At 66.0% G+C, this 22,026-nt stretch carries 19 protein-coding genes; 15 read left to right on the top strand and 4 right to left on the bottom strand.

Annotation, left to right across the window (positions count from 1 at the left end):
• Nucleotides 1-183 precede the first annotated feature (183 nt).
• The 7 genes from G315_RS0106440 to G315_RS0106410 all read left to right on the top strand — a co-directional run bounded on the left by G315_RS0106440 (nt 184) and on the right by G315_RS0106410 (nt 8,304).
• Entirely contained in the window at nt 184-1,740 is a 1,557-nt protein-coding gene (locus G315_RS0106440; RefSeq protein ID WP_019612151.1) for an EAL domain-containing protein, read from the top strand.
• 7 nt (nt 1,741-1,747) lie between these two features.
• Nucleotides 1,748-2,527 carry a hypothetical protein gene (locus G315_RS0106435; protein WP_019612150.1) on the top strand — a complete coding sequence of 260 codons (780 nt, stop codon included), beginning with the start codon at nt 1,748-1,750 and terminating at the stop codon, nt 2,525-2,527.
• Nucleotides 2,528-2,582: 55 nt separating this feature from the next.
• The gene (locus tag G315_RS0106430; protein WP_019612149.1) at nt 2,583-3,608 is read left to right on the top strand and encodes a sensor domain-containing diguanylate cyclase; all 1,026 of its coding nucleotides are present in this window, start codon (nt 2,583-2,585) and stop codon (nt 3,606-3,608) included.
• A gap of 207 nt (nt 3,609-3,815) precedes the next feature.
• A complete protein-coding gene (locus G315_RS0106425) occupies nt 3,816-4,199 on the top strand; it encodes a hypothetical protein (protein WP_018175727.1) in 384 nt (127 codons plus the stop codon).
• A 171-nt stretch (nt 4,200-4,370) separates the two neighbouring features.
• Complete coding sequence (locus G315_RS0106420) at nt 4,371-6,851, top strand: EAL domain-containing protein (RefSeq protein WP_019612148.1); 2,481 nt, start codon at nt 4,371-4,373, stop codon at nt 6,849-6,851.
• Nucleotides 6,852-6,985: 134 nt separating this feature from the next.
• Complete coding sequence (locus G315_RS0106415) at nt 6,986-7,270, top strand: MliC family protein (RefSeq protein ID WP_018175725.1); 285 nt, start codon at nt 6,986-6,988, stop codon at nt 7,268-7,270.
• On the top strand, nt 7,267-8,304 hold the full coding sequence (locus tag G315_RS0106410) for a phosphotransferase (RefSeq protein WP_019571690.1): 1,038 nt from the start codon (nt 7,267-7,269) through the stop codon (nt 8,302-8,304). The genes G315_RS0106415 and G315_RS0106410 overlap by 4 nt, the downstream gene beginning before the upstream one ends.
• 144 nt (nt 8,305-8,448) lie before the next feature.
• Here the strand turns inward: G315_RS0106410 and G315_RS0106405 are convergent, their stop codons facing one another.
• Nucleotides 8,449-9,342, bottom strand: a complete 894-nt coding sequence (locus G315_RS0106405; protein WP_051080787.1) for a hypothetical protein — start codon at nt 9,340-9,342, stop codon at nt 8,449-8,451.
• Between the two features lie 97 nt (nt 9,343-9,439).
• Here G315_RS0106405 and G315_RS0106400 point away from each other — a divergent pair, with 97 nt between their 5' ends.
• From G315_RS0106400 to G315_RS0106385, 4 genes are all read left to right on the top strand, one after another.
• A complete protein-coding gene (locus G315_RS0106400; RefSeq protein ID WP_019612147.1) occupies nt 9,440-10,744 on the top strand; it encodes a PAS domain S-box protein in 1,305 nt (434 codons plus the stop codon).
• Between the two features lie 92 nt (nt 10,745-10,836).
• The gene (gene msrA, locus G315_RS0106395; RefSeq protein WP_019612146.1) at nt 10,837-11,457 is read left to right on the top strand and encodes a peptide-methionine (S)-S-oxide reductase MsrA; all 621 of its coding nucleotides are present in this window, start codon (nt 10,837-10,839) and stop codon (nt 11,455-11,457) included.
• Between the two features lie 135 nt (nt 11,458-11,592).
• Nucleotides 11,593-12,714 carry a flagellin gene (locus G315_RS0106390; RefSeq protein WP_019612145.1) on the top strand — a complete coding sequence of 374 codons (1,122 nt, stop codon included), beginning with the start codon at nt 11,593-11,595 and terminating at the stop codon, nt 12,712-12,714.
• Nucleotides 12,715-13,050: 336 nt separating this feature from the next.
• Complete coding sequence (locus tag G315_RS0106385; RefSeq protein WP_019612144.1) at nt 13,051-14,280, top strand: EAL domain-containing protein; 1,230 nt, start codon at nt 13,051-13,053, stop codon at nt 14,278-14,280.
• Here G315_RS0106385 and G315_RS0106380 read toward each other — a convergent pair.
• Nucleotides 14,274-14,975, bottom strand: coding sequence for a DUF4197 domain-containing protein (locus G315_RS0106380; RefSeq protein ID WP_019612143.1), 702 nt, complete (start codon nt 14,973-14,975; stop codon nt 14,274-14,276). The genes G315_RS0106385 and G315_RS0106380 overlap by 7 nt on opposite strands.
• Nucleotides 14,976-14,990: 15 nt before the next feature.
• On the bottom strand, nt 14,991-15,785 hold the full coding sequence (locus G315_RS0106375) for a nuclease-related domain-containing protein (RefSeq protein WP_019612142.1): 795 nt from the start codon (nt 15,783-15,785) through the stop codon (nt 14,991-14,993).
• An 83-nt stretch (nt 15,786-15,868) separates the two neighbouring features.
• Here G315_RS0106375 and G315_RS0106370 point away from each other — a divergent pair, with 83 nt between their 5' ends.
• The 4 genes from G315_RS0106370 (at nt 15,869) to G315_RS0106355 (ending at nt 19,141) form a co-directional block, all read left to right on the top strand.
• Nucleotides 15,869-16,927 (top strand): lecithin--cholesterol acyltransferase, encoded by a 1,059-nt coding sequence (locus G315_RS0106370; protein WP_026338834.1) that lies wholly within the window; start codon nt 15,869-15,871, stop codon nt 16,925-16,927.
• Nucleotides 16,928-16,990: 63 nt separating this feature from the next.
• Entirely contained in the window at nt 16,991-17,134 is a 144-nt protein-coding gene (locus G315_RS14635; RefSeq protein WP_019612140.1) for a hypothetical protein, read from the top strand.
• Between the two features lie 88 nt (nt 17,135-17,222).
• Nucleotides 17,223-17,918 (top strand): MOSC domain-containing protein, encoded by a 696-nt coding sequence (locus G315_RS0106360; RefSeq protein ID WP_019612139.1) that lies wholly within the window; start codon nt 17,223-17,225, stop codon nt 17,916-17,918.
• 683 nt (nt 17,919-18,601) lie between these two features.
• On the top strand, nt 18,602-19,141 hold the full coding sequence (locus tag G315_RS0106355; protein ID WP_026338833.1) for a DsrE family protein: 540 nt from the start codon (nt 18,602-18,604) through the stop codon (nt 19,139-19,141).
• A gap of 344 nt (nt 19,142-19,485) precedes the next feature.
• Here G315_RS0106355 and G315_RS0106350 read toward each other — a convergent pair whose 3' ends face one another.
• Nucleotides 19,486-21,885: an EAL domain-containing protein gene (locus tag G315_RS0106350; RefSeq protein ID WP_019612137.1), complete on the bottom strand. Its 2,400-nt coding sequence runs from the start codon at nt 21,883-21,885 to the stop codon at nt 19,486-19,488.
• Nucleotides 21,886-22,026: the final 141 nt, after the last annotated feature.

Here is a 22,026-nt window from a genome sequence, read left to right as displayed (position 1 = left end):
TCGTGCGACATCGTCGCGCCCCCATCTCCGCCCTCTTCCCGATCCTGGTTCATGACAACACCTCCCGACACGGACTCCTCATTCTGACCATAGACGTTGCCGAATCTCCGTGGGATTGCGGGTACGGGCCTGAGGTCCGCCCCGTGCTACTCTCGATCCGTTCGATCCCGGCCCCTGGTGAATATGGTCACCCGACGCGACAAGGTCCTGCTCTCGGTCTCCGCCGCGACCCTGCTCGGCATCCTGCTGCCGCTCGCCGCCCTGGCCTGGTTCCTGTGGCAGGAATCCGTGGTCGCCGAGGAGAAGCGCCTGGCCGAACTCTCCCAGCGCCTGGGCGAACAGACCGAAGCCGCGCTGGTAGACGCCCGCGAACTGCTGGACAGCCTCAACCAGCTGGACCTGGAGCCCTGCTCCCCGGAGCACCTGGAACGCCTTCAGGACGCGGCCATCGCGCGGCCTCATGTGCGTGCCATCGGTTACTGGCGCGCGGCCGAACGCCAGTGCGGTGCGGGGTTTGTCCAGGGCGAGGCCCTCACACCACCGCGTGCCAGCCGCATCTACGACACCGGCGTGGTCGCCTGGTGGCCGAGCGCGGACACCGCCGTGGGCGGTGTGGAGCTGTTCCTGATGCGCTTCGGCCAGCATGATGTCGCGATCGACCCACGCCTGTTGATCAGTCCGGGCCTGCTGGACAAGCAACGGGTCGGCCTGTGGGTCGAAGGCCTTCCCATGAGCCGCTATCCCGCTGACGCCAACCTGCCATCACCCGACACCACTCCCATTGGCCTGAGCGTCGACCGCGCCCAGGGGCGCATCGTCAGCCGCTTCTCGCTGGACACGATCTTCCCGATCGACATCATTGCCGCGCAGCCGCTGGCGGCCTTCTGGGATCGCTACCTGTCCACCCTGATCGTGGCGGGCATCTTCGGGCTGCTCTTGGTGACCCTCTGGCTACTCCTGGTCCTGCATTACCTGCGCCGCCACCTGAGCCTGGCCAGCGAGCTGCGCGAGGCCATTGCCAACGAGCGCCTGAGTGTCGAGTACCAGCCCATCGTCGACCTCGCGGACGGCCGTTGCCGGGGTGCCGAGGCCCTGGCCCGCTGGCATCGCGAGGGCGACGAGACCATCCGCCCGGATGTCTTTGTGCCGCTCGCCGAGGACACCGGGCAGGCCACCGATCTGACCCTGGCGATCCTGCGCGCGATCCTCCGCGATCTGGGCGACAACCTGCGGGCGCATCCCGAGCAGACCATCAACCTCAACATTACCGGCCACGACCTGGCCTCCGACCGCTTCGGGGATGCGCTGCGCAAGGCCCTGCGCGAGGCAGGTGTCGCACCCTCCGCGATCAAGCTGGAGCTGACCGAACGCTCCCTGCTCAACGAAGACGCCATACGCGCCCGCCTGCGGGAACTGCGCCGGCGCGGCCACCACATCGCCATCGACGACTTTGGTACCGGATATTCGAGCCTTGCCTACCTGGAACGCTTCGAACTCGATACACTAAAAATCGACAAGACCTTTGCCGATGCCATCGCCCACGAAGCGGTGACCAGCCATGTCATCGGCCACATCATCGAGATGGCCCGCTCGCTCAATCTGCAGATCGTCGCCGAGGGCATCGAATCGGCCCACCAGGTCGAATGGTTGCGCGCGCAGGGCGTGGAAGGCGGACAGGGCTACCACTTCAGCCGTCCCCTGTCCGCCGAGGCCTTCCTCGACTGGTGCCGCCAACACTGAGGAGACCATGTTCCAATCTTCGAACACCCGTCGCTCGGGCCGCATCCTGGCGCTCCCCCTGTTACTGTCCGCGATGGCCTCGGGCTGTGCCCTGTGGCCGGTGGAGCAGGATGCACCGGCTCCCACTGGCGACCGCCCCGCCTCCGAACCCGCCGCGCCGGAAACCGATACGGCGCCACCCGAAGGCACCGATAGCCGGCCCGAAACGGAGACGGACACGGACACGGCCGCAGGTACGGATAGGGATACCGAGACGGAGACGGAAACCCGCTCGACGGAACCCACCGAACCGTCGCTGGGCCTGCACATCGCCCGCTCGTCCAGTGCCGAAAGCGAACGACGCGTCTTCCTGAGGGAACAGGGTCACGAAACCCTGGACCCCGGCCGCCTGGGCTACTACATGGACGTCCTGGGGGCCCGCCTGCGCCAGGAGTTGTCCGGACAACCCAGCGCGATCGATCATCAGGATTCGGGTATCCGCGTGACCCTGCCGGAAGGTGCCGACCAGGCCCGCGCCCTGGATACCATCGGCCGGCTGCTTGACGAGTTTGGTGCCAGCCTGGTGACCGTCATCGCGCATGGACACGGCATGGACGCATCCGACACCTCGTCGGAGGGCACGGAGGACGATGTGATGGCGGCGGGCCGCCGCCTGGAGAACGCCGGGGTCGCCCCCGAACGCCTGGTCCTGCGCGTCTTCGGCACCACCACTCCGGCCGGGAACCTCGGCAGCGAGGCGTTCTCCCCGCAGATCGAGCTGCTGATCCAGCCCCTCGCCGCCAGCTGATCAATCCAACCACCACGCAATACCGCCTGCGCCCCGAAGAAGGACTTGATTCGCCATGAACGCGACCGCAGCCGACCAGCCGGAGAACACAGGGACGGCCCCGGGACCAGGCATCGAATCGCCCACCACGCACCCCGAGATGGAACCGGACAGCACCGTCTATCGCACGCTGCTGGAGTCCACCCGTGCCATCCCGTGGAGGATCGACTGGGCCACCATGCGCTTCACCTATATCGGCCCGCAGATCGAGGCGTTGCTGGGCTGGACGCCGGAGAGCTGGGTCAGCATCGACGACTGGGTGGAGCGCATGCACCCGGACGATCGCGAATCAGTCGTCAACTTCTGCGTCACCCAGTCGCAGTCCGGGGTCGACCACGAAGCGGACTACCGCGCCCTGACACGGGACGGGCACTACATCTGGATCCGCGACGTCGTCCACGTAATGCGCAAGAACGGCGAGGTCGAGGCCCTGGTCGGGTTCATGTTCGACATCAGCGAGCGCAAGCAACAGGAAGAAGAACTGCTGCGCCTGAAGTCCGAACTGGAGGCCCTGTCCTACCGCGATTCGCTCACCGGCATCGCCAACCGTCGGCAGTTCGACCTCGTACTCGAACGCGAGTGGGCCCACGCCCGGCGCGACCAGCGCCCGCTCTCCGCCATCATGCTCGATATCGACCATTTCAAGGAATACAACGACCGCTACGGCCACCCGGCCGGCGACGGCTGCCTGCAGCGGATCGCCACCTGCCTCGCCGGCGTCGTCGGCCGCGAACAGGACCTGCTGGCACGCCTGGGCGGGGAGGAGTTCGTACTAATCCTGCCGGACACCGATATCGACGCGGCTCACGCGCTGGCCGAGCGCTGCCTGCAGCGCATCCGCGAGGAGGCGATCCCGCACGCGAGTTCCCGCGTGGCCCCCACACTGACCGCCAGCGCCGGGGTCGGCTGCCTCACCCCCAACGAGACCCGCCACGCCACGCAGGTGGTCGAGGCCGCGGACCGCGCCCTGTACCAGGCCAAGCGCGGCGGGCGCGACCGGGTCGCCATTGCCGCGGCCGACACCGCCAAACCCAGGCCCTGAACCATCCCCATCGCCGGTGATCTGAACGGATAGCAACCGGCCCAAGCCCCGCACGGGGGCCGGAACGCAGTCCATTCGCGGCCGGGCCGAGCGCCAGGGCCGTGATCCACGTCCAGTCCTCGCGCAGCGGGCGCCGGGCCACGTGGAAAACATCCCGGATTCGGACCAGACTCCGGGGAAAGCGGCACCTCGGAGGGAGGGATCGACATGACCAGCCTGCATCAACCCGCGCGGGAACCTGCGCTCTACCGTTTTCTCGGCATCGTGTTGCCACCGGTGGCGGCGTACCGCTACGGCGCCGCCGCCCACAGCTGCGCCGCGCCGATCGCCATTGCCTGGGCGGCCGCCCTCGTGTCGATCGCCTATGCCCTGCTGACCGGCCTGGCCGGCATCTCCGGCTACGGCGGCTTCCCGCTGGCAATCGGTCTGTTCCTGTGGGTGTTTGCGACGGTATGGACCTTCCTGGTCGTGCGAAACGTGCAGGCGGATCCCTCCCTTACCGACCCCCGGACACACGAACAACGCGTCCGCCAGCGCGAGGATGCCCACGACCCGCTGGATCAACTCGATTCCCGCGAACGCCCGCGCTGACATCTCCGCCCGTACCCGCGCCCCACTGAACCGCGCCGCATTGACGCCGCTTGGCCGCCCCTGAAATCTGCCTCTTGAATACGGTTTGCGCCTTCAGAATTCCCCTGACAGACTCGGGACAACGCGTTCGGGTGGAAGGGGCCAGCAGGACGCGTCCGACAGGGGAAATGCATGAGCAATTCGTCCGGGGTGAAGGTCCAGTACGAGGACCTGGTGGAAAACCACCCCTTCATCATCATCTGTTATCGACCCGACACCACCATCTTCTATGCCAACCGGGCGGCCCACGAATACTTCGCGGCGCCCGCCGGCAGCCTGCTCGGGCACCGCTGGATCCATGACCTCCCCGAAGAGCGGCAGCCCGAGAACCGCGCCGACCTGCTGCGCTATACCCCCGACGCGCCCGTGCGCACCATCGAGAACCCGGTGCGCCGCGGCGACGGGGCCGACCGCTGGATCCGCTGGACCAGCCGCGCCTTTTTCAACGAGGCCGGCGAGATCACCCATTTTCAGACCCTCGGAATCGACGTCACGGACCGCAAGCAGGGCGAACTCCTGCGCGAGAACCTGCTGGGGAGCCTGGCCGAGGGCGTCTTCGGCATCGACGCCGATGGCAACTACACCTTTCTCAACCCCGCGGCCTGCGAACTGCTCGGGTTCGCCAGCGAAGACGAGGCCCTGAGCCACAATTCGCACGAACTGTCGCACCACAGCCGGCCCGACGGCCAGGCCTTCCCCGCCACGGAATGCCCGGTCTACCGGGTCTTGCGCACCGGCGAGCCGTTGCAGGCCTGCGAGGAGTATTTCTGGAGCCGCGCGGGACACGGGTTCCCGGTACTGATCAACGCCGCCCCGCTGTTCGATGCCCGCAACCGTGTTACCGGCGCCGTGGTCTCGTTCCAGGACATCACCGAGCGTCGCGCGGCGCGCGAGGCGCTGGAACGGCGCGAGGCGGAACTGCAGGAGGCACAGCAGATCGCCCATCTGGGCAACTGGATCTCGGACTTCGACGCCGGGGGCATCCGCTGGTCCAGCGAGGTGTTCCGCATCTTCGGCCTCGAATACGACCAATGGGGTGCGACCCACGAGGCGTTCATGCAGGCCGTGCACCCGGACGACCGCGAGCGCGTGCAGCGCGCGGTCGACGACGCCCTCACCCCCGGAGGACCGGAATACGACATCGAGCACCGCATCGTCCGCCCCGATGGCTCCGTCCGCATCGTCTACCAGCGCGGGAGCGTGGACTTCGATACCCAGGGCCGGCCCCAACGCATGGCCGGCGTGGTGCACGACATCACCGAACGGCGCGAGGCGGAGCGCCACCTCCATTTCATCACCTACCACGACGCCCTCACCGGCCTGCCCAACCGCACCCGCTTTGCCGAACGCGCCGACCAGGCCGTCGCCGATGCCGAGCGCCTGGGGCGTCCACTGGTGCTGGCCCACATCGGCCTGGATCGCTTCAAGAGCGTCAACGAAGGCATGGGCCAGGCCACCGGCGACGAGGTCCTGCAACATGTGGCCCGGCGCCTGGAAAACCGTCTGCCGGTCGGTGGCGTGCTGGCACGCCTGGGCGGCGACGAGTTCGGCGCTCTGCTCCCGGTGGAGTCTCCCGGCTCGGTCGCGGGCGCCGTCACCCGCCTGCTGGAGCCGCTGCGCCAGATCATCAAGGCTGGCGAGCACGAGCTCTATGTGCCCGGTTCCGTCGGGGTCGCCGTGTATCCCCACGACACCCAGGATGCGTCCGACCTGATGCGCCGCGCCGAATCCGCGATGCACCAGGCCAAGCGCACCGAGGGCAATTCCATCCAGTTCTGTTCCGGCGAGCTCAACAACGACGTGCGGACACGCGTCTCGCTGGAGGGCCAACTGCGGCGCGCGGTCGATCACCAGGAAGGTTTCTTTCTCCACTACCAGCCACGGGTGGCGGCCGGCGATGGCCGTATCGTCGGCGTCGAGGCCCTGCTGCGCTGGGAGGATGGAGCCGGCACCGTGCATTCGCCAGGCGCCTTCATCCCGATCCTCGAAGAGACCGGGCTGATCGTCGAACTGGGCCAGTGGATACTGACCGAGGCCTGCCGTCAGTGTCGGAGCTGGCATCAGGCCGGGCTGCCACCGGTCCGCGTGTCCGTCAATCTGGCCGCCCCCCAGTTTCGGGATCGCCAGATGGCACACAACATCGACCGGGTATTGGAACACACCCACCTGAGTGCGGACGCCCTGGAGCTGGAGGTCACCGAGAGCATGCTGATGGCCGATACCGATCAGGTCATCCGCACGTTGGGGCAATTTCGCGAGCGCGGGGTACGCGTGGCCCTGGACGACTTCGGCACCGGGTATTCATCGCTGGCCTATCTGCGCCGTTTTCCGCTGGATGTGCTGAAGATCGATCGCTGCTTCACCGCGGACCTGGAGACCGAGTCGAGCGCGGGCGCCATCGTGCGCACCATCCTCAGCCTCGCGGATAACCTGGGCCTCGAATCCGTCGCCGAGGGCGTGGAGACCGAGGCGCAGCAAGCCTTCCTGCAGGAGGCCGGTTGCCAGACCCTGCAGGGCTTCCTGTTTGCCCGCCCGCAGCCAGCCGCCGACTGCCAACGGATGCTCGCCGAGCCCGCTTCGTCCGCCGCAGCGCACCCGGGCCGCAGCGCCTGAGCGGTTCCCCGCGCCATGTTCGCGCGCCCAAGCGACGACGCAGCGAGCATGCACATCGATCCGTGTTTCCCTACGATGGACCATCACCAACCGGAGAGCACCGCGTGCGCCTAGCAATCGTACTGGCAGGAATCATGCTGATCGCCGGCTGCAGCGCGCTGCCGCGGGGCGATGATGCCCCGCGCGAGGTGGCCTACATCTGCGCCTACGGCCCCGAACTCACCGCCACCTTCGAGGACGAGCAGGCCGTCCTGGCCTTCAACGGGGCCCGCGCCCGACTACAAGCCACCGAGACGGCCTACGGCGGGCGCTACGCCAATCCCACCGACGACATCGTGTTCTGGACCCGCGACGACGCCGCCATGCTCGAGATGCTGGGCGTGTTCTGGAGCTGTCGCGCCCTGCCCGACCGCGGATGACCGACGCAGCGACCCGTTTCGTCCTGCAGGCCACCTGTGCCCGCACGGCGGTGCGCGGCCCGGTCATCCAGACCCTCTGGAGCGGCTACGGCGAGATCGTGCGCTACCTTCTTGAAGGCGGCGACTCCCCCACAGTCATCCTCAAGCACATCGTGTTCCCCGACGAGCTGGACCATCCGCGCGGCTGGAGCAACAACCGCTCGCATCAGCGCAAGCTCCGCTCCTATCAGGTGGAGATGGCCTGGTACCGCGACTGGGCCAACCAATGCGACGCCACCAGCCGTGTGCCCCGCTGTCTGGATACCGCGACCATCGGCGACGAGCACCTGATCGTGCTGGAGGACCTCGACGCTGCCGGTTTCCCGCAGCGCAGGGACCACCTGACCCGCGCCGAGGCGCGGCTCTGCCTGCGCTGGCTCGCCCGCTTCCACGCGCGTTTCATGGGGCGGGAGCCCACCGGCCTGTGGCCCGAGGGCAGCTACTGGCATCTGGCCACCCGCCCGGACGAATGGGCCGCCATCGAGGACCCGGCGATTCGCGAGACGGCGGCGGCCCTCGACGACGCCCTGACCGGCGCCCGCTACCGCAGCTTGGTCCACGGCGATGCCAAGGTCGCCAACTTCTGCTTTGCGCCAGAGGGCGACGCCGTTGCCGCCGTGGATTTCCAGTATGTCGGGGGCGGCTGCGGCATGCGCGATGTGGCCTATTTCCTCGGGAGCTGCCTGGACGAACGGGAACAGGAGAACTGGGAGGCCGACCTGCTGGATGCCTATTTCGCGGCATTGCGCGAGGCCCTGAACGAACGGGGCAAGGGCACGGAAGCCGACGCCATCGAGCACGAGTGGCGTGCGCTGTTCCCCATTGCCCAGGCCGACTTCTACCGCTTCCTGGTCGGCTGGATGCCGGATCACTGGAAGATCCACGACTACAGCCGCCGCACGGCACTGGCCGTGGTCCGGCGCCTTCAGGAAGGTGGCTTGTCCGACATCCCGTCGGGGGCGGATTCGAGCGCTTCCGCGACCTCCAGCCAGTAGGCCTCGGCCGCACAGCGACCCACAAGCAATCGGCGACCGCCGGCGCATCCGGAACCGCAGGGGCATTCGGAGGCGGCAGATCGGCCCTGGGTCGGCTCACGTCGTTCATGGCGAGCCGATGACGGCACACCCGAACATATCCCCTTACGGTGCAGCAGTGTCCGCCGCGGGGGGCGCCGCAGCCCCCGAGAAACCGGGCCCACGGACATCCGCAGGCGCCCAGTCGCGTCCGCTGTCCCGACCGGTCACCCACCACTCGTGCACGAACAGCCGCAGCGGCCCGCGCACCCGTTCCTCGAAGCGCGTAGGCAGGGTGTACCCCTCGATCTCCGCGTACTCCAGGAAGGTCGTATCCACGTGGGCACCCTGGGTGGGGCCAAAGCCGTTCAGGGTGACATGCACGCGATAAAGCAGGTCGGTTTCGGGGTGGATCCACATCACCACCCGGTCTTCGTCCGCCTCGCCGAACCCGGGCTCAATGGTGGCCAGTACCCGGCGGTAGTTCACACCGCCCTCGCGCTGGTCCGCCAGCCGCTCCATGTCGGTCGCCCGGTGTTTGACGAAGCTCGGACCGTAGTGGAACAGCTCGCCGGCGTCCGTGGTCATCGCGCTGGCGCGAATCCGGTCGCGGTCCGAACTGCGCTCGCCATCGTAGTACAAGCGGAATTCGTCACCGTGGCGGAAGACGCTCTTGGTGCCCTCGGGACCGGTGTAGTGGACCGCATACAGATCATCGGCGGGGCGATAACGCTCTTCGCCCTGGCCGCGGTAGTCGCCGTCGGCTACCAGCGGCTGTAGGCGCTGGATCACGCGCCCCCACTCGCCATCGGTCGCCTGATTCAGATCACCCGGGTATTCGCGCAGGTCCCCGCCGTGGGCCGCAAGCGTTCGCTGAAACAGGGCCTGCGCACTCAGTCCGTCGTCGAATTCCGGATCCGGACCGGGCTGCGGGAAGGTGCCCCCACACCCGGCCAGCAGGACCGCGACTCCCAGCCAGAGGGCGGCGGCTGGCACCGTGATTCTTGCCCAATCAACCATGCATCGCTCCTAACAGGAAATATCTGTACTTTTCTTGTACATGACCTGTACATTGTTTTCAACGGCCTCTACCGCACCCGGTCACAAGGAGCTCGCCATGTTCTTCAACCCCGCCGATTCGCCGACGGCCCATCCTGCTACGGGAACCACCGACGCGGCCGTGCTAGACGCAGTTCGGGAGGCCGTCGCCTACATCGAGTTCACCCCGCGCGGCCAGGTCCTCGATACCAACGAGCTCTTCCTGAAGACCATAGGCCACCCGCGCGAGGACGTCATCGGCCAGCACCACCGGATGTTCTGCAGCCCCGAGTACGCACGCTCTGTGCAGTACCGCGACTTCTGGCGCCGCCTGGCGGCCGGGGAATCGCATACCGGAACCTTCCCCCGAGTGACGCGCACGGCCGAAACCATCTGGCTGGAAGCCACCTACTTCCCCGTGCGCGACACCCAGGGCCAGGTGGAGAAGATCGCGAAGATCGCCTACGACGTCACCGAAAAGCAGGAACAGCTGCGCGACCAGGCAGCCGTCTTCACCGCACTGGACCGCTCCATGGCGGTGATCGAGTTCACCCCGGAAGGCGAGATCCTCAAGGCCAACGACAACTTCCTCCAAGCGGTCGGGTACAACCTCGACGACATACGCGGCCAGCATCATCGTATCTTCTGCGACGAGACCTTCTATCGCGATCATCCCGATTTCTGGGAGCGCCTGGCGCAGGGCCAGCTCATGAGCGGGAAGTTCCGGCGGCTGAAGGCCAACGGCCAGGAGCTGTGGCTGGAGGCCACCTACAATCCGATTCTCGACCAACAAGGCCGGGTGGAGAAGGTCATCAAGTTCGCCACCGACATCACCGCCAGCGTGCATACGGCGCAGCGCACCCGCGAGGCCTCGGCCGTCGCCCACGACATGGCCCGCAAGACCGCCGATCACGCCCGCAGCGGCGAGGACTCACTGCGGCTCAACGCACAGCACACCGTGCAGATTCGTGCCGAGGTGACCAGCACCCAGGAGGCAGTCGAACGGCTCAACGCCGAGGCACGCAACATCGAGTCCATCATAGAGACCATCCGCACCGTGGCCGAGACCACCCGGATGCTGTCCCTGAACGCCGCCATCGAGGCTGCTCGCGCCGGCGAACAGGGCCGCGGCTTTGCCGTGGTTGCCCAGGAGGTGCGCAAGCTCGCCGCCAGCACCAGCGAAGCAACCACCCGAATCGCCGAGGTCATCAACAGCAACCTGGAACGCACACGCGAAATCGCCGATCGCATCGACACGGTCCGTGAGGTCGCCGAGCAGGCCGACGCCCAGGTCCAGACCGTCCAGGGCATCGTCGACGAGATCCGCGACGGCGCCAACCTGGTCGTGGAATCCATCTCTTCCATCCCGCGCGATCACCCGTAGGGACTGCTTCGGGAGTCCGCATCCTCCCGGGGCGGGCACCATCCGCGCGGGGACGGGTCTCACCAACGGCCCACACATCTTGGGGAGGCATCATGTCCTTCACTCGCACACTCTGGCTCGCCGCCCTGCTCCTGTTCTTGGCGCCGGCCCTGACACAGGCCGAGGAGCCCGAACAGGCGGTGCTGGCCGGCGGATGCTTCTGGTCCATGCAAGCACCCTTCGACACGCTGGAAGGCGTGCTTGAAACCGAGCTTGGATATACCGGGGGGCATACCCTCGATCCCGGGTACTGGCAGGTGGTCACCGGGCGCACCGGCCACGTCGAGGCCGTGCGTATCCTCTTCGACCCCGAGCGCATCGGCTTCAGCGAGATCCTGGAGGCCTTCTGGCGCAGTATTGACCCGCTGGATCCCCACGGGCAGTTCTGTGATCGCGGGCCCCACTATCGAACCGCCATCTTTCCGCAGGATGCCGCCCAGCGCGCCATCGCCGAAGCCTCACGGGCCGAGCTGAACCGCTCGGGCCGCTTCGACCAACCGGTCGTGACGCGCATACGGGACGCTGCACCCTTCTATCGGGCCGAGGACGAACACCAGAACTACTACCGCAACCACCCGGAACGCTACGCCGACTACGTGACCCATTGCGGCCTGGAGGAGCGCCTGCAAGCGCTATGGGGCGTACCGAACAGGTTGGGGCCACCATGGAAATGATTGGGTTTCCCGGGCCTAAAGTTAGGTTCAAGACCGCCGTTAACGCACTGTAGCCGCGAAACTTCGGCTGCATGATCCCGGCGGCATGGCACCGGGTACCGACAGGCCCGGTGACGGGCCGTGAGACCCGACAACATGGCCCAGGTGATCAACACGAATCTCCTGTCGCTCAACGCCCAGCGCAACCTGCGGCTTTCCCAGGGCGCCCTGCAGGTGGCCCTGCAACGCCTGGCCTCCGGGCGCCGCATCAACTCGGCGCGCGACGATGCCGCCGGAATGGCCATCAGCGAACGCTTCACCACCCAGATTCGTGGCCTGAACCAGGCCATGCGCAATGCGCAGGACGGCATCGGGCTGGCCCGCACCGCCGAGGGCGGGCTGGGCTCCATGAGCGGCAACATCCAGCGCATCCGCGAGCTGGCCCTGCAGGCGGCCAACGGCACCCTGTCCGCCTCCGACCGCCAGGCCCTGAACCGCGAGGCCCGGCAGTTGCTGGCCGAGACCGACCGGGTGGTTACCCAGACCACCTTCAATGGACGGACCCTGCTCGATGGCAGCGCCCCCACCGCGTTCTTTCAGGTTGGTGCCAACGCCGGGCAGACCCTCGCCGTGGACCTCGGCGACGGCATGGGCACGCGCCAGCTCGGCGCGATCGCGACCAGCCGGTCGGGGGATCTGACAGCGCTGTTCGCCAGCGGCCCGTTCACGGTGGCGGGCGACTTCCGCATCCGCATCGGCGAGCGGCCGGCGATCGACGTCCCGGACGGGGACTATGACTCGGTCGCGGCCCTGGCCACCGCCATCAACCGCGAGCTCGGAGACCCGAGCCGCGCCTCCGCCAGCTTCGATGGGCGCCTCGACATCACCGCACGCGAGACCATCACCATCAGCGGCGACGCCGGTCTCAATGCCCTGGACATGCCCGCCACCCGCGCGGTCGAGGGCCACCTCGCCGGGATCGACCTGGGCACCGCACAGGGCGCCAGCGACGCCCTCGCCCGACTCGACCAGGCCCTGGACCAGATCAGCGCCCGGCGCAGTCGTCTGGGCGCGGTGCAGAATCGCCTGGAGTCCACCATCGACAACCTGGGCATCGGCAGCGAGAACCTCCAGGCCGCGCGCAGCCGCATCCTGGATGCCGACTACGCCGCCGAGGTCGCGGCGCTCATCCGTGCCCAGATCCTCCAGCAGGCCGGAATCGCCATCCTCGCCCAGGCCAACCTGGCACCCCGGCTCGTCCTGCGCCTGCTCGCCTGAATCGCGTCCACCGTGCGCCCGCGATCTATCGACGGTCTGCCAGGAGCCCGGACCAAAGTTCCTCAAGGTCCGCGAACGGCCAGACGGAAGGATCCTCGCGCCCGGCAATCGCTTCCTTTTAGGTGTATCAGGAACGCCCCCGCAGCGTTCCTGGGGTACCGATTTGCCAGATCCGCGCTGCCGATCTGCAGAACGGTGTTCTGACTCACATGTACTACACTCGGGATACAGGCGCGGTCGCTTGGACGACTGGACATGCCACCCTGAAGCCGTGCCGCCTTGTCGCACAGCCGAAGGTGTAATAACCGGCCCGGGATTGGCCAAAGGAAGAGCGCGATGTCCAGGTTTCCCTCGGCCCTGCCCTCCACCGGTGGCATCCGCTACACCGACTACCTCGCGCGCACCACACTCCGTGCCTGGGTGGGCATGTCATTCGTGGGCGCTAGTCTGCTGATCCTCGGCGGGCTCGCCCTGTCCTGGCTGATCGTCTACACCGCGGGTGGCGCCGACAGTATCGTCCCGCACTTTTATTATGTGCCCATCCTGTTCGCCGCGGCGCGCTTCGGCGCGGGCGCCGCCCTGGTCGTGGCCTTGGTGGCCGGCGTGCTGGCCGGACCCATGACGCCGGTGGATGTCACCGCCGGCATCGCGCAGGAGACCGAACGCTGGCTAACCCGTACCGGATTCTTCGTCGGCATCGGCCAGCTGATGGCCTGGCTGGTCATCCCCGCGCTGCACCCGGTCACCGAGGAACTGCGGCGCATGCGCCAGGAGTTTGATATCCGGCGCGGGCTGCGGCACAACGAGTTTTTCCTGCGCTACCAACCGATTTACTCCCTGGCGCAGGAGCGCCATGTCGGCGTCGAGGCGCTGATCCGCTGGCAACACCCCATCCGCGGAGAACTATCCCCGGCGGAGTTTCTGGACGTGGCGGAGGATTCCACGTTAATCCATGACATCTGCGATCTGGCCCTGGACGAGGGCTGCCGCCAGGCGGCCGCGTGGAACGCTCTGGCCGCCGAACACGGCCGCCCCGCATGGTATGTGGCAATCAACCTCTCGGCGCACGACATCGTCCGCCCCGAAATGGCGGCCCATGTCGCGGCCGCGCTGGATCGCCATCGGCTACCGCCGGAGTTGCTGCACATCGAACTGACCGAAACGGTGCTGGCGATGGACGCGGCCACCGATGCCCTGAAGCAGCTCAAGTCACTCGGCATCCAGCTCGCCATCGACGACTTCGGCACGGGTTATTCCTCGCTGGCCTACCTCAACCGCTTCCCCATCGACATCCTCAAGATCGACCGCCAGCTGATCTCCGGACTCGGGATCGATCCGTCCGCCCACGACCTCTCGCGCGGCATGGTCCTGCTGGCCGAGTCGCTGGGCCTACGGACCATTGCCGAGGGCGTGGAGACGAAGGAACAACTGGCAATCGGCCGCGAACTGAAATTCGATTGCATCCAGGGCTATTATTTCGCCCGCCCGTTACGGGCCGAAGAGATCCCATCCCTGCTGCTTTCCGACACGCCGCACACCGGCCATCTGCACGCAGTGCGCTACTGACCGAAATAGTCACGCAGGAGCTGGGTCGTGCGGGCGGCCGGGTCCTCGCGGATGCGACGCTCCTCGTCCGCGAGGATGGTAAACAGGCCATCCAGGGCGTGATCGGTCACGTAGCGATCCAGATCGACGTCCAGCCCCGACAGGCCCGGAATGCGGCCCGCCGCGTCGCGCAGCGGCTGGTACACCCGATAGACGTCGGCCCGCTCCATCTGCTCCTGCACAATCGGCATGTAGCGCTCGCGCAGGGTGGACTCCGACGCATCGCGCAGATACTGCGTGGCGGCATCATCGGCCCCGCGCAGCACCCCATACACATCCTCCGGCCGCATCCCGCGGATGGCACTGACAAACACCGAAACGGCCTCCTGCGCTGCGGACTCCGCTGCACGATTCATCCGCCGCTCCAGATCGTCCACCTGGCTGGCAAACCCGACGCGCCGCAGCGTATCGCCGGCCTGCTCCAGCTCTGGCGGAAGACCGATACGGATCAACGCGTTGCCCCAGTAGCCGTCCTCGCGGCCGGTCCGCTCCACCGTGCGCTCGGTGCCCACCCGCAGGGCCTCACGGATCGCCTCGTCGGCACGATCACCACCACCCCCGTCGAGGCCGAAGTCGCGGACATCCAGCCCGGCGCACGCGGTCAGCAGAAACGGGATCAGCAACAGGGGCAAAAAAGGCAAAACCGGGATCTTCATGGAGCGTCTCCAGAACTACGAGTTACGGACATAACGAGCCAGCGAAGACGCAATCAAATGTACGTCCGAATCCGCCAAAACCGTGTCACTATGCGCGATAAATGCGGGCAGGGCCTTGGGGTTCAGCACCCATGCGTCGCTTTTCTTGGACTGAGCCGTGGGCTGGATGAACCAACCGGGGAACACGACAACCGGGCGCACCGGAACCTTCTTCCCCGTAGTTTCTTCGATCCTCTCACGCACCCAGGAAGCACAGGCTCGAGCCTGTCGGATCGGATCCCTTTCGGGCCGTCGCCCCATAATCTCGACGTGCTCGCCATCGAACACGATCTGCGGCTCACCTGTCACTGGCTTCGAATAAGCCTTCGTCTCAATGGCGTATACACCGCTTGGATGGACCACCACATGGTCCACATTGAAACCCTCCCCTGGAAAGTCATGAAGCACTTGCGCACCGTTAGCCCGCAGGCGTTCAAGATACTGCCCAACCGCTTTTTCTCCATCCAAACCCAACTTCATCGCCCGAACCTTCTTTTTTGTCCGGACGACCTTGTAGGCAGCAACCATCACAGCGACCAACGCCACGACGGAGAACACCCCAGGGATCGGCTCCGTCCCGGTAACGCTTCGGATCCACTCCAAAGCCGTGAACGCCAGAAGCACGAGAGCGAAAAGCACGTACTTCATCGCTTCCCGGTCAACTGTTTCATCGATGTGACGTGCCAACGACTCCCCAGGGTTACGCAGAGGCTTGGCTTTTAAAGGTGACTTTCCCGCCATCGTGAATTCCTTGTTCGGCGAAATCTCCATGTGCACTGTGCCTAGCAGGCTCCGAAAGAGAAAGCTGACCCGACCCTTGCCGAGGCGCGACACATGTCGGATGGTGATACGCCATGAGCCGCCGCACACGTCCAAAGCCTCGCCTGCGCACTCGCCTGATTGTGGTGGGCATGCTCGTCGTGCTGCCGCTAATGGTCCTGGCGGCCTGGCTAAGCTGGACGGAACAGCACCCGGAACAGGAACGCGAGCTGCGCATTGAAGTACAGGATCGCCTGCACGAGTGGTTTCCCGAGGCAATGGAGTTGCCGGAGGAACTGGTGGGTTTCGTGCCCCGCTCCGAGACATTCGGCACATCCGCGCCACCCGATGTATTGATGCTGCACGGCCTGGATGAACCCGGCAACATCTGGGACGAACTGGCGCAGGCCCTGGATGCAGCCGAGCTCAACGGCTGGGAGTTTCGCTACCCCAACGATCAGGCCATTGAGCACAGCACCGACCTGCTGGCCGAATACTGGGGCGAACTGGATCCGGACCATCCAGTGATCCTGATTGGCCACAGCATGGGCGGCCTGGTGATTCGCGACTTCATCACCCGCTACCGCCACCCAGTAGGCGCCGCGCCGAGCGCGAAGGGACCCCGCATCGACGGCGTGATCCTGGTGGCCACCCCCAATCATGGCTCCGAGTGGGCCCGGCTGCGAGTCTGGCTGGAGGTACGCGAGTGGCTGGCCGACATCCAGCAGCAGCGCTTCTCGCTGTTTGCCGGCCTGCGCGACGGCACCGGCGCGGCCAAGATCGACCTGCGCCCGGGCAGCCACTTCCTGGCCGAACTCAACGCACGCCCCTGGCCGGACGGCATACCGGTCCGCATCATCGGCGGCAAACTGCCCGAACCCACCCCCGCCATGCGCGAGAGCCTCGCCGCGCTGGACGAACAGATCGACCTCGAGGCGGTGGCCGGGCGCATCAGCGAATGGTGGGAGCAGACCGACGACGAACTGGGCGACGGCGTGGTGCCGGTCGAATCCCTGCACCTGGACGGGCATCCGGACCCGCTGATCCTCGAGGCCTCGCATCGTGGGCTGCTGGTACCCGGCCCGCTGACGGACGAACCCCCGGCCATCGACGCGATCCTGGAGATCCTCGATCAGTGGCAAGGCGACCCGTAAGCGCAAGTGCCCGGCGTGTCCCGCCCGCGCGGAACGTCTACCGGAATCCTGGCTCTCAAGGGGATGGATATCCCTCTGCTCGTCATCGGCGTCCTGCTCGTCGCCAGCCTGACCGCATTCTTTTCGGGCATACTGCCCTACCCGGTCGGCTGGATCATCCTGGGAATCGCCTTCATCGCCCGCCTGATCTACCTGAGCGGGCGATGAAGGCCCAACGGATCGCTCATTCTCGGCCTCTATCGGCGCGCCCGGGCTGTTGTATGGTCAACGTCACGACAACAGGGAAAGGTCCCAGATGACGATCTCCACCCTCAGTGGCCTTTACACCGGCCGCGTGGCCCCCGACTACGCCAAGGGCCGCGCCAGCGCCATCGACAAGCAACCCGTGCCAGGCGAGGTATCAGTGGATCGCCTCGGCCTGACCGGTGACGAACAGGCCGACCCTGACAATCACGGCGGTCCCGAACGGGCGCTGCTCCACTACTGCCTCGACCATTACGCCTGGTGGCAGACGGAGCACCCGGCGCGGGCCACGCGCTTCGAGCCCCCCGGCTTTGGCGAAAACCTCGCAAGCCGCGACATGGACGAGCACAGCGTGCACATCGGCGATGTCTATCGCATCGGCTCCGTCCGGGTGCAGGTCAGCCAGCCCCGAACACCCTGCTGGAAGCTGGACGTCCGCTTCGACATCCCCGGCCTGGCACGCCGGGTCCAGGAAACCGGGCGTTGCGGCTGGTTCTACCGCGTTCTGGAGCCCGGCACCCTTACTCCGGGCGACACCATCGAACGGCTCGAACGCCAGCCGGAAGGCCTCAGCATCGCCGCCGCAATGGCCGCGATCTATCGACAGCCGAACCACCAGCACCTGCAGCAACTCGCCCATTGCGAAGCCCTGGCCCCCAACTGGCGCGAGAAGGCCCGGAGAAAGCTGCGCCGCGCCCCCGATGCCAGCAGCCAGCAGCGCCTCGCCGGTGGGCCCGCCAATCGCTAATCCGCCCCCTAGGAAACGAGAGAACGTGCGTCCCGCCCGCGCGCGCCGTTGCAGAAAATCGCGCTTCGGCGACGACGAAGGTCTCGTTCCGACCCCTCAAGCGCCGCGACCATCCGCTCGAGCGATGTGACGCCTACGGTCGGAAGAAGCCCCAACCGCTTGTAGCGGCAAAACCCTCGGGTGCCATGGCCCCGTGCTCCGCCCAGCGCGAATGAAGCCGGGCGCCCGGCACACGCAATTCGGCACCCTCCGTAACAGCTGCAAGCACCACTTCACCTTCCGCAATCCCGCGCCTGCACGCTTGCCCATCATCACCAGCCATTCCATCCGCGCAGAGCACCCGCTCCAGCTCCACCCCCAGCTTCACGTGGGACTCGGTCCGCCCCGGCACCGAAACCTCGAAATGACATTCGACACGTGCAAGCGAAGCGCCTTCAGGATGCTTGCCGGCAACAGGCCGGCCAACAACCCCCCGACCGCGGATCTGAAGAGTTCCGTCAATCCGTGTTGCCGAGGTTGCTTTCTGCCGTTCTGCTCCCCCCCCCCGGGACAGCCCCCCGCGCCTGAGCTGGCGCCACCGATAGGCTCGGTTTAGAGTACCCATGCCCGGAACAGGGGTGTAACGGGCGAATCACCAAAAAAAACCAATAACGAACGTTGAAAACTCATCAAAGGAGACTCAAATGAAATATTCGGAATCCCCGGCAAGGAACCGCCGGGCTCCCGCCAGGCCGCGACCCCGGCTTCTGGCCGCACTTGCCTGTGCCGCGTTTGTCGGACTCGGATGGAGCGCATCCGCGGGGGCTTTCGAGCCCGAGGCCAAGGTCGTCTACCACGTGGACTATGGCGATCCCCAGCGGCTTTCTTCGATGCTTACCAGCATCAACAACATGATGACGCACTACCAGAACGAGTTCATGGATGTGGACGTGCGGGTCGTGTTCATGTCGGATGGCATCCGCTTTGCCACCGACGACAACCTTGAGGAAACCCCATTCGAGGTGGATGCCGAATTTCAGGAGGAGCGCGACGAACTGCGCACACGACTATCCGGCCTGCACCAGACGCATGGGGTCAAGTACGAACTGTGTGACATCACCCGGACCCGTGTCCGTCTGGATGCAAGTGACGTCCACGGCAACGTGGATCTCGTGCCATCCGGTGTAGTTCGGCTCGCCGAACTACAAAATGACAAGGGCTTTGCCTACATCAAGATCGATTGACGCAGGGCAACGCCCATCAACTCGCCGGGCCTCGGAAGAGACCCGGCGATTTTCCCGGTCACCAGGCTTTCACGTCCCGTTTTCCGATGGCCCGAGCAGGCGAGACAGGGATTGCCCTCATGTCCGTCCGCACTGGAATTCCATCATCGGCGTCGGAACCCCCTCCCGCCTGATCAGCCAGTTGCCCTCACTCGCATCCGCCCTCGCACGCCTGCGCTCCCTTGCCGGGCGACCACTTTATGCCGGTAGAGAACGGCCGAGACCATCGTCGCGAACTCATCCTTCCCGGGGTCGCGAGGAATCACGGGTAAACCCGGTTGGCCATCCGGGATACATCTTCCGCATCAGGGCGTAGCCCATTCGCCCGCCCGATGGACGCGTACCGGACCGGCCAATGATTCCGGACGCGCCAGGCCGTAGCCCTGCCCGTGAGTAACGCCAACCTCCGCGAGGCGCGCCCGGATGGCATCATTTTCCACGTGTTCCGCAATCGTGATCAGCCCCAGGATCTGTCCCACTTCGTGTATGGCACGCACCATTGCGAGATCGACCGGATCGGTGTTGATGTCCCGAACAAAGTCACCGTCGATCTTCAGATAATCCACCGGCAGATGCTTGAGGTAGGAAAACGAGGACAGGCCGCTGCCGAAATCGTCCAGCGCGAAGTGGCAACCCGTTCGCCGCATCTCGGTCATCAGCCGGGCGGTTCGCTGCAGGTGCCGGACCGCAGCGGTCTCGGTGATCTCGAAGCACAAGCGGTCACCGGGGAGGCCGGACCTCGCCACAGACTCCTGCAGAAACACCAGGAAGGCATCGTTATTCAGTGACGAGCCGGAGAGGTTGATCCCCATCACCGGAAGGGCACCACACCCGGCAGCCTGGAGTTGCTGCATGTACGCCAGCGTCCGGGACACCACCCAGCGGTCGACCTGCCCCATCAGGTCATAACGTTCGGCCGCCGGGATGAAGGTATCCGGCCGGACCAACTGGCCATCGCGGTCACGCAGGCGAAGCAGGACTTCGAAATAGGCATCCGTGTCATCCGCCAGCGTGCGAACGGGTTGTGCCCAGAGTTCGAAACGCTCCTGCTCGATTGCGTCCGGAATGCTGCTGACCCAGTGCAGTTCGCCCGCCCGGTCACGCAAGTCCTCGTCCTCCGCCCGGAACACGCGCACCTGGTTGCGTCCCGTGTCCTTGACCACGTAGCAGGCCGCATCCGCCTGCTGCAGGATCAACTGGGTCGACTCGCTCGCCCCGCTGACTTCGACCAGCCCCAGACTGGCGGACACGGAGAAGGTCGCCTCGTCCCAGTAGAAACGGAAGCTGGCCAGTTCACGGCCGATCTCCTCGGCCAGGGTTCGTCCGTCCTCGATGTCCCGGTCAACCATCAGGATCCCGAATTCATCCCCTCCGAGGCGCGCGACGATATCGCGTTCGTGCAACAAATGAAGCAACAGGGCCGAAATCTGCCGCAGGAGCTCGTCGCCCGCGGTATGCCCACGGGTGTCATTGATAATCTTGAACTGGTCGAGGTCGAGATAGCACAGGGTGTGCCGGGTGTCGTGCGTGCGCGCGGAACGTAGCTGTTCCTCGAGGCACGCCTCGAACGCCGGCCGGTTCAGCAACCCTGTCAGGGCATCGTGTGTGGCCTGATAGTCGAGCCGGCGCATCACCTCGCGCAGCTCGCTGATGTCACGCATCACGAGGACGCTTGCCTGGCTGTCGGCGGCGCGATTCAGGATCGGGGTAAAGGAAAGCTGGACCGGGCGGGTCTGGTCGTTCGCGGTGTGCAGGCGCATATGGGCAGGGTGGCCTGCTTCCGCGAGCACCTGACCACTGGATTCGAGCCGCGCGGACATCGAGTCCCCGCCGCTCTCGTCTTCCAGACATACCACCTCGTCGAGGGGCCGTTTCGCCAGTTGTGCCGCGGGCTCGCCCAGCAACAAGCTGGCCACCGGGTTGGCGTAGTCGATCCGCCCATGGTCGTCGGTGGTAATCACCGCGTCGCCAATCGACTCCAGCGTGGTTTGGGCCCGCTCCTTCTCGCGCCGGTTTTGTTCCCGTTCCGTGGCGATGATCTCCCGCTGGTGCATGTGGGTCAGGGTCATGCTCAGCCAGTCGGCGCTGAGTTGCAGGAACCGCCGTTCCAGCGCGTCCGGTGGCTTGCGCCTCGCATCGTCACGATAGAGCACCAACAAGCCACGCTGGTTGTCGGGAAGCGAAAGCTCCATCGTCTCCAGGCAAGCCGGAAGCGAATCCAGGCCCCGGGAGCGCAGTTCCTCGCAGGTACCGGACCGGCCTTCCTCAAGGGACAATGCCGAAAGCTCCTGTAGCGCACGTTCGGACAACGGCGAGGCGCGGTGCGGCGGGTAGTGCCGGAGTCGCCTTACGCTCACCCCGACCGGGTCCAATTCATAGAGGACAACCCCGTCCATCCGCAGCTGCTCGGCAACCACCCGCAGCAAATGCCGAATGGCCTCCTCGTGGTCACTGCTGGCCTGGGTCGCTTCGACAAAGGTATTCAGGAGGTCGGTCTGCGACCGAAGCAGGTGCATGCGCGCCAGCATGAACCCGAAAAGGATCCCGACAACGGAAGGGATCGCCAGCAAGCGCGACTCGAAACGATCGGCCCCATAGACAAACAGGATCTGGACCACCGCCAGCAGAGTGACGATCGCGACCGAAATGCCGATGAACCGCGCATAGGCCGGCCAGGTGTTCCGTAACCGGAGTTGTGCCCGCATCCCCCCTCCCCTTGCGTGTCGATGCGTCGTCTGGCATCAACGGGGCCTTCCCGCAATAGCGGTGGAAATGCCCCCCGATCATTGTGACTATAACGGGTGCCTGATCGGGCCGAAAGAAGGCGACCCGCGGAAAGGCAACAG

It is taken from the genome of Thioalkalivibrio sp. AKL7, from assembly GCF_000381705.1.
Taxonomy (GTDB): Bacteria; Pseudomonadota; Gammaproteobacteria; order Ectothiorhodospirales; family Ectothiorhodospiraceae; genus Thioalkalivibrio; species Thioalkalivibrio versutus.
Note: the sequence above shows the minus strand (reverse complement) of the source record. Positions and strands in the feature narration are given on the sequence as shown.